The organism is Streptomyces sp. NPDC005202 (assembly GCF_040608235.1).
Classification (GTDB): domain Bacteria; phylum Actinomycetota; class Actinomycetes; order Streptomycetales; family Streptomycetaceae; genus Streptomyces.
Window position 1 is genome coordinate 77,738 of sequence record NZ_JBEXHW010000010.1, and the last position, 6,683, is coordinate 84,420.

8 protein-coding genes are annotated in these 6,683 nt (G+C 72.3%); 3 read left to right on the forward strand and 5 right to left on the reverse strand.

Going from position 1 to position 6,683, the window contains the following annotated elements; genetic code table 11:
* Positions 1-127: 127 nt before the first annotated feature.
* Positions 128-1,144 carry a hypothetical protein gene (locus tag ABZV31_RS17560; RefSeq protein ID WP_355894308.1) on the forward strand — a complete coding sequence of 339 codons (1,017 nt, stop codon included), beginning with the start codon at positions 128-130 and terminating at the stop codon, positions 1,142-1,144.
* 73 nt (positions 1,145-1,217) lie between these two features.
* Entirely contained in the window at positions 1,218-1,898 is a 681-nt protein-coding gene (locus ABZV31_RS17565) for a haloacid dehalogenase-like hydrolase (protein WP_355894311.1), read from the forward strand.
* Here the strand turns inward: ABZV31_RS17565 and ABZV31_RS17570 are convergent.
* Positions 1,874-2,125 carry a hypothetical protein gene (locus ABZV31_RS17570; RefSeq protein WP_355894314.1) on the reverse strand — a complete coding sequence of 84 codons (252 nt, stop codon included), beginning with the start codon at positions 2,123-2,125 and terminating at the stop codon, positions 1,874-1,876. The genes ABZV31_RS17565 and ABZV31_RS17570 overlap by 25 nt on opposite strands.
* Positions 2,126-2,290: 165 nt before the next feature.
* On the opposite strand from ABZV31_RS17570, the gene ABZV31_RS17575 reads away from it, so the two are divergent.
* Positions 2,291-2,671, forward strand: coding sequence for a cold-shock protein (locus ABZV31_RS17575; RefSeq protein ID WP_355894317.1), 381 nt, complete (start codon positions 2,291-2,293; stop codon positions 2,669-2,671).
* A 7-nt stretch (positions 2,672-2,678) separates the two neighbouring features.
* On the opposite strand, the gene ABZV31_RS17580 is transcribed toward ABZV31_RS17575, so the two are convergent.
* The 4 genes from ABZV31_RS17580 to ABZV31_RS17595 form a co-directional block, all read right to left on the reverse strand.
* A complete protein-coding gene (locus ABZV31_RS17580) occupies positions 2,679-3,560 on the reverse strand; it encodes a 1,4-dihydroxy-6-naphthoate synthase (RefSeq protein WP_355894320.1) in 882 nt (293 codons plus the stop codon).
* Entirely contained in the window at positions 3,550-4,254 is a 705-nt protein-coding gene (locus ABZV31_RS17585) for a futalosine hydrolase (protein ID WP_355894323.1), read from the reverse strand. The genes ABZV31_RS17580 and ABZV31_RS17585 overlap by 11 nt, the downstream gene beginning before the upstream one ends.
* Positions 4,255-4,265: 11 nt before the next feature.
* A complete protein-coding gene (locus ABZV31_RS17590; protein ID WP_355894326.1) occupies positions 4,266-4,754 on the reverse strand; it encodes a DUF2771 domain-containing protein in 489 nt (162 codons plus the stop codon).
* Between the two features lie 82 nt (positions 4,755-4,836).
* Positions 4,837-6,270, reverse strand: coding sequence for an MFS transporter (locus ABZV31_RS17595; protein WP_355894329.1), 1,434 nt, complete (start codon positions 6,268-6,270; stop codon positions 4,837-4,839).
* Positions 6,271-6,683: the final 413 nt, after the last annotated feature.

A 6,683-nucleotide genomic window follows, 5' to 3' on the forward strand; every position in this document is an offset into this window, starting at 1 on the left:
CCGGGGGCTGCGCCCCCAAACCCCCATTCGGCCTGAACAGCCCCGTCCTCGCACTTCCCGGCGGGGGGCACCCCCGGGCGGGCTGGATAATGCTTGCCCGGACCACACCCGCCCCGGAGGGGACTTCGTGGGAATCGAGAGCGACCAGGTCGTCTACGAGTATCTGAGCCGCGTCGGGGACGTCGCTCAGCAACGGCAGCTGTCCTCGGCCACGAGAATGCGCCTGGTCTTGGAGCTGCGCAACGAGATCGACCGGCGTCGCGCCAAGGCCGCCGTCGACAGTCCGGCCGCCGTCCGCCGCATCCTCGCCCGCATCGGCAGCCCCGACGAGGTCGTCGCGGCCGCGGGCGGCCCCGACACCGGGACCCCGCAGCCGCCTGCCCCCTCCGTCCTCGTACAGCGTGACGGCGCTGCGAGGGAGGACCGGCCGAAGGGGCTGCGCCGGGTCGTACCGCGGCCGCGCTCCGCCCAGCCGAAGACGAGTCCCGCGCCCTCCGATGCGCCGTCCCCGCCGCACCTGGCGAGCGCGGAGGAGCTCGGAACGGCGGCGACGCGGCCCGACTGGTGGCGGGCGGACAGTAGCCCCTTCGGGATCGGCGACGACGTGCCGGGCTTCGTCGGCGGCGTGGAGATCCCGGAGCTGCTCAAGCGTCCGCCGAAGGAGGAGTCGGAGAAGCAGGCGGATCCCGAGTCCGCGTCGGCCGTCGAAAGGGCCGAGAAGGCCGAGGAGGCTGCGAAGGCCGAGGAGGCCGCAGCTGTCCCGGACGCCCCCGCCCCGCGCCGGCGCCTGCCGCCCCTGCGCACCGGACGCTGGAGCAACCCCCTCCTCCTGCTCGCGGCCGGCCTGCTCGTCGCGGGCGCGGTCCTCGGCAACTGGTTCGCCCTCCTGCTCGGCTGGCTCATCGCCTACGCCTCCCGCCGCCTGACCCGGACGGAGTCCAAGTGGGCCGTGATGGGCATGCCGGGGCTGGCGGTCGCGGCAGGAGTCGTCTGGCTGTGGGGCCGCAGCAACGGCCGCTGGGGCACCCCCATCGCCCAGGGCCACATGAACGACGCGATCGCCCAGACCTGGCCGTGGGTGGTCCGGGGCGCGGCCGTGCTCTCGGCGCTGTTCCTCGTGTGGCGCTCTCAGCGGCAGCGGTAGGCGGACCGGGCCACCAGCAGGTGGACGCAGGTCACACGTTCCGGACGTCTCCCCGCCATACCCCCTGGGCACAATGGCCCATATGACCTCTCGCCCGCTGACCGTCGGCTTCGACCTCGACATGACCCTGATCGACTCCCGCCCCGGCATCCGCGCCTGTTACCTGGCGCTGTCCGAGCGGACGGGGACGTACATCGACGCCGACCTGGCGATCACACGGCTGGGTCCGCCGCTGGAGGAGGAGCTGATCAACTGGTTCCCAGACGAGGAGGTCGCGGCCACGGCCGACCTGTACCGGGAGATGTACCCGGCGCACGCGGTGACCGCCACGCCCGCGATGTCCGGCGCCCGGGAGGCGATCGCGGCGGTGCGGGCGGCCGGCGGGCGCGCGATCGTCGTCACCGCCAAGTACGAGCCGAACGCCAAGCTGCACCTGGAGCACCTGGGCATCGAGGCCGACGAGGTCGTCGGCAACCTGTGGGCGGAGCAGAAGGCGCAGGCGCTGCGCGAGCACGGCGCGCGCGTGTACGTCGGCGACCACGTCGGGGACGTGCGCGGCGCCCGTACGGCCGGCGCCCTGTCGGTGGCGGTGGCCACCGGTCCGTGCGGCGAGGAGGAACTGCGCGCGGCGGGCGCGGACGTCGTTCTCGCGGATCTGACCGAGTTCCCGAATTGGTTTTCGGACTACGGCTCGGGCTTTTCGAACGCCGGCACGCGCTACGACACCGGCTACCGCGAGTCGCCGCGCGCCTGACGGCGCCCCGCCGCGATCGACTGGAGCACACCCGCGCCCGCGATCAGGAAGCCGACACCCATGAGCATGCTCAGGCCGAACATGTACGTGGGAAAAGGCTTCGCCCCGAGGAACAGTGGTGCCACCGTGACCAGAGTGGCCACCGCACCGATGAAGAAGACGATGGCACCGGCACGGATCAGTCGGTCACCGGCCGCGGCGGAATTCGTTTGGGTTTTGTCACGCACCGGACCAGGGTAGTTCCCAGCGCGAAGGAACAACCGGGCGACGTCTTGTCACCCGCCCGAAGACCATTAGCCTTGGTACGGGCGGGTCCCCACGCGACCCGCCCCAGTGCTATCCAGAGCCGTTTCAGAAGCAGTTTTCCGACGAGTACGAGGACGAGGACAGACGTGCCTACCGGCAAGGTCAAGTGGTTCAACAGCGAGAAGGGCTTCGGCTTTCTCTCCCGTGACGACGGCGGTGACGTCTTCGTCCATTCCTCGGTCCTCCCCGCCGGAGTCGAGACGCTCAAGCCGGGACAGCGCGTGGAGTTCGGCGTCGTCGCCGGGCAGCGCGGTGACCAGGCCCTGTCGGTGACGGTCCTGGAGACCCCCTCGGTCGCGGCCGCGCAGCGCAAGAAGCCGGACGAGCTGGCCTCCATCGTCCAGGACCTGACGACCCTCCTCGAGAACATCACGCCGATGCTCGAGAAGGGCCGCTACCCCGACAAGGCCTCCGGCAAGAAGATCGCGGGCCTGCTGCGCGCCGTCGCCGACCAGTTGGACGTCTGACCGGGGTCTACGGAAAGTCGAGCGCATCCGGGCCGAGGGGCGGCACCAGCCCCTCGGCCGCCGCACGCGTGAGCAGCCCGCGGACCGCCGCGTAGCCGTCCTCGCCGAGCTCGGCGGTGAACTCGTTGACGTACAGCCCGATGTGCTGGTCGGCGACGGCCGGGTCCATCTCCTGGGCGTGCTCCATGACATACGGCCGGGAGACCTCGGGATCGCCCCAGGCCGTTCGTACGGATGTGCGAATCGACTCGGCGAGCCGCGTCAGCGCCTCCGCGCCCAGCGACCGCTTGGCGATGATCGCGCCGAGCGGGATCGGCAGCCCGGTGGTGTCCTCCCAGTGCTCGCCCATGTCGGCGAGCTTGTGCAGGCCGTAGTTCTGGTAGGTGAAGCGCGCCTCGTGGATCACGAGCCCCGCGTCGACCTTCCCGTCCCGCACGGCCGGCATGATCTCGTGGAACGGCATCACGACGATCTCGCCGACCCCGCCGGGAATCATGTCCGCGGCCCACAGCCGGAACAGCAGGTACGCCGTCGACTTCTCGCTCGGTACGGCGACCGCACGGCCGCCCAATCCCCCACTGCTGAACGCGTGGGAGGTGCCCCCAGCCCCCGGCTCCCGGGTCAGCACCAGCGGCCCGCAGCCCCGGCCCAGCGCGCCCCCGCACGGCAGCAGCGCGTACTCGTCCAGGACGTACGGCAGCACGGCGTACGACACCTTCAGCACGTCGAACTCGCCGCGCTCGGCCATGCCGTTGGTGACGTCGATGTCCGCGAAGGTGACGTCCAGCGCGGGTGCGCCCGGGACGCGGCCGTGGGCGAGGGCCTCGAAGACGAAGGTGTCGTTCGGGCAGGGCGAGTACGCGATCTGCAGCGGGCGTTCAGGACTCATCTGGCTTCCACCTCTCCAGTACGGGCGCGAGCTTCCCGAAGCCTTCGGTCAGGGCCGTGAGGGCGTCGCCGATGCGCCAGGCGGCGCGGTCGCGGGGGCCGACGGGGTTGGAGACCGCGCGTATCTCCAGCACCGGGACACGGTGCGCGGCGGCCGCCTCGGCGACCCCGAACCCCTCCATGGCCTCGGCCAGGGCGCGGGGGTGGCGGGCGCGGAGTGCGTCGGCCCGGGCGGCGGTCCCGGTCACGGTCGAGACGGTCAGCACCGCGCCGGTGCGCGCTCCGGTGGCGGCTGCGATCCCTCGTACGAGTGCTTCGGGCGGACGGTGGGTGACGGTGCCGAAGCCCAGTTCGGTCACCGGCAGGAACCCGTCGCCGGTCTCGGCCCCCAGATCGGCCGCGGTGATCTCGTCGGCGACGACGAGCGACCCGACGGGCGCGCCGGGCAGGAACCCACCGGCGATACCGGCGGAGACGACGAGGTCGTAGGGGGCGCCGTCGAGGGCGGCGGCGGTGAGGGCGGCGGCCGTGGAGGCGGCGGCGAGGGCGGGGCCGACGCCGGCCGCGATCAGGTCGTACCCGGCGACCCGGTACAGCGTCACCCCGGGCAGCGGCACCTCGTGAACCGGCCCCGCACAGGCCCGTGCCACCGCGTCCCGTTCCACGGGCACCGCGGTGGCCACCAGGACGTGCATGGACGACGTGCTCAGTCTTCCTTCTTCAGCTTGAAGGACCACAGGCCGGTGGCCGTCTGGCTGTTCGTCTTGCCGTCGAGCGCCTTGATGGTGACGAGGGTCGAGTTGCCCTGGGCGCCGTACTGGGTGTTGAAGAACACGCTGCCCGGGATCGTGCGGTACGTCTTGTTGCTGTCCTCGACGAGCTGCTGACCGTTCATCAGGATCACCCAGCGCTTGTCGGCGATGTCCGGGTCGAGGCCGAAGCGTACGGTCTCGTCGGGGTCGACCTTGATCGTCTTGACGTCCGTGGACTTGATGCACTTCGTCAGGTCGGCGGTCTTCAGCGCGTTGCCCTGACCGCCACAGGTGGCTTCCGAGCTCACCGAGGTCCGGCCGACGGTGATCGTCGAGATCGGCGTCGGCTTGTCACAGGCCGACAGAACGAGCAGTCCGGCGGATACGGCGCCGGCGGCGGCGACGGCGCGGCGGCGTCGCACAGCGGATTGCAGCGTGGTCATGACCGAAGGCTATCGGGCACGTCCAGCCGTCCGGCCACGTGGGGTACGGCGTGCCGCCCGCCGGGGTGCCGCATGCCCTGCGTCATGCCACCCGCGGCCGCGCGGCGCCCCCGTGCCGGGCCGCGGCGAGCAGCCCCCGGACGGTGGTCAGCCACCCGGCGGCAACGATGGCGGCACCGACCGACAGGCCCAGTACGCCGTTCAGGGGCAGCACGATGCCGATCGCGCCGCCGAGCACCCAGGCCATCTGCAGCAGGGTCTCGGAGCGCGCGAACGCCGACGTCCGCACCAGCTCGGGCACGTCCCGCTGGATCAGCGCGTCCAGGGACAGCTTGGCCAGCGCCTGCGCGAAACCGGCGATCGCGGCCAGGCACGCCACCAGGAACGCGCTGAAGAAGAGCGCGGCCGTGATCGCCGCGCCCAGCACGATCGCGACGACCGTCACGATGATGACCTCCGGCGCCCGCGACCGCAGCCACGCCCCGACCGCCGTGCCGAGCGCGTTGCCCGCGCCCGCCGCGACACCCACTATCCCGAGCGACACCGCCGCGCTCTCGCCAGTCAGCGGATGCTCCCGCAGCAGGAAGGCGAGGAAGAAGATCAGGAAGCCGGACAGGCAGCGCAGCGCCGCGTTCGCGCCGAGGGCGTGCGTGACGGCCGTGCCGACGGTGCGCAGGCCGGGCCGCTTGAGCGCCTTGCGGTGCGGGCCGTGCAGATGCTGCTCGTCCGCCGCGAGCAGCGCCCGGTCCTCGCCCTTGGCCGAGTCGACCTTCGGGGGCAGGGAGAAGGACAGGAACGTTCCCGCGATGAAGATCAAGAAGGCGCCGTAGAGCGGCCACGGGGAGCCGATCGCCTGCAACACCGCCCCGATGGGAGCGGCCACGCCCGTGGCGAGCAGCCCGCCGAGCGTCACCCGCGAGTTCGCCTTCACCAGGGAGAACCGGGGCGGCAGCAGCCGGGGCACGACAGCGCTCCTGACCACGCCGTACGCCTTCGACGCGACCAGCACGCCCAGCGCCGCCGGGTACAGCTCCAGGCTGCCGCTGGCCGCGGCCCCGGAGATGATCAGCGCGAGCAGCGCCCGGGCGAGCATCGCGCCGGCCATCGCGGCGCGGCGGCCGTGCGGCAGACGGTCGAAAAGGGGGCCGATCACCGGCGCGAGCACCGTGAACGGTGCCATGGTGACGGCGAGGTACAGCGCGACCCGGCCGCGGGCCTCGTCGGTGGGCACGGAGAAGAAGACGGTGGAGGCGAGCGCGATGGTGATCATGACGTCGCCGGCGCCGTTCACGGCGTGCAGTTCGATCAGCTTGCCGAGGCCGGACTCGCCGGCGCCGTGCGCGTGCGTCGCCCTGCGGATGCCGCGGACCGTGCCGGTCACGGGAAGGTGCAGGGCATGACCGACCGCGCGGACGGACCCACTGAACCGACCCGAACCGCTACCTCGGCTGCTCCCCTTGAACCCCTTGGCCCCACCGACTCCGGCGGCCCCGGGGGGCGTCCTCGCGGCTGCCACCCCGCCATAGTGCCCCGAGAGGGGCGTATGTAGTGCGATTACAACGCGGATGGCTCCGAGTGAACCCGACGAGGCACTCGTGCAGCCGCCCAAGAGGCACCGCGACCGCCCGACAAGGCTCCCCCGCAGCCAAAGAGGCGGCACATGCCCGGGACGGCCTGAGACGGCACATCGTACAACTGCCCGATACGGCAGGCCCTGCGACGGCCTGAGACACCCCCGCGACCGCCCGATACGGCACGCCCCGCGACGGCCTGAGACACCCCCGCGACCGCCCGAGCCGGCACGCCCCGCGACAGCCGAGACGGCACATCCGCGCGACCGCCCGAGTCGGCAGGCTCCGCGACCGCCCGAGTCGGCAGGCTCCGCGACCGCCCGAGTCGGCAGGCTCCGCGACCGCCCGAGTCGGCAGG

Coding starts and splice junctions, on each gene's coding strand:
- ABZV31_RS17565 (WP_355894311.1), top strand. CDS start 1,218: ATGGCCCATATGACCTCTCGCCCGCTGACCGTCGGCTTCGACCTCGAC.
- ABZV31_RS17580 (WP_355894320.1), bottom strand. CDS start 3,560: ATGAGTCCTGAACGCCCGCTGCAGATCGCGTACTCGCCCTGCCCGAAC.
- ABZV31_RS17585 (WP_355894323.1), bottom strand. CDS start 4,254: ATGCACGTCCTGGTGGCCACCGCGGTGCCCGTGGAACGGGACGCGGTG.
- ABZV31_RS17590 (WP_355894326.1), bottom strand. CDS start 4,754: ATGACCACGCTGCAATCCGCTGTGCGACGCCGCCGCGCCGTCGCCGCC.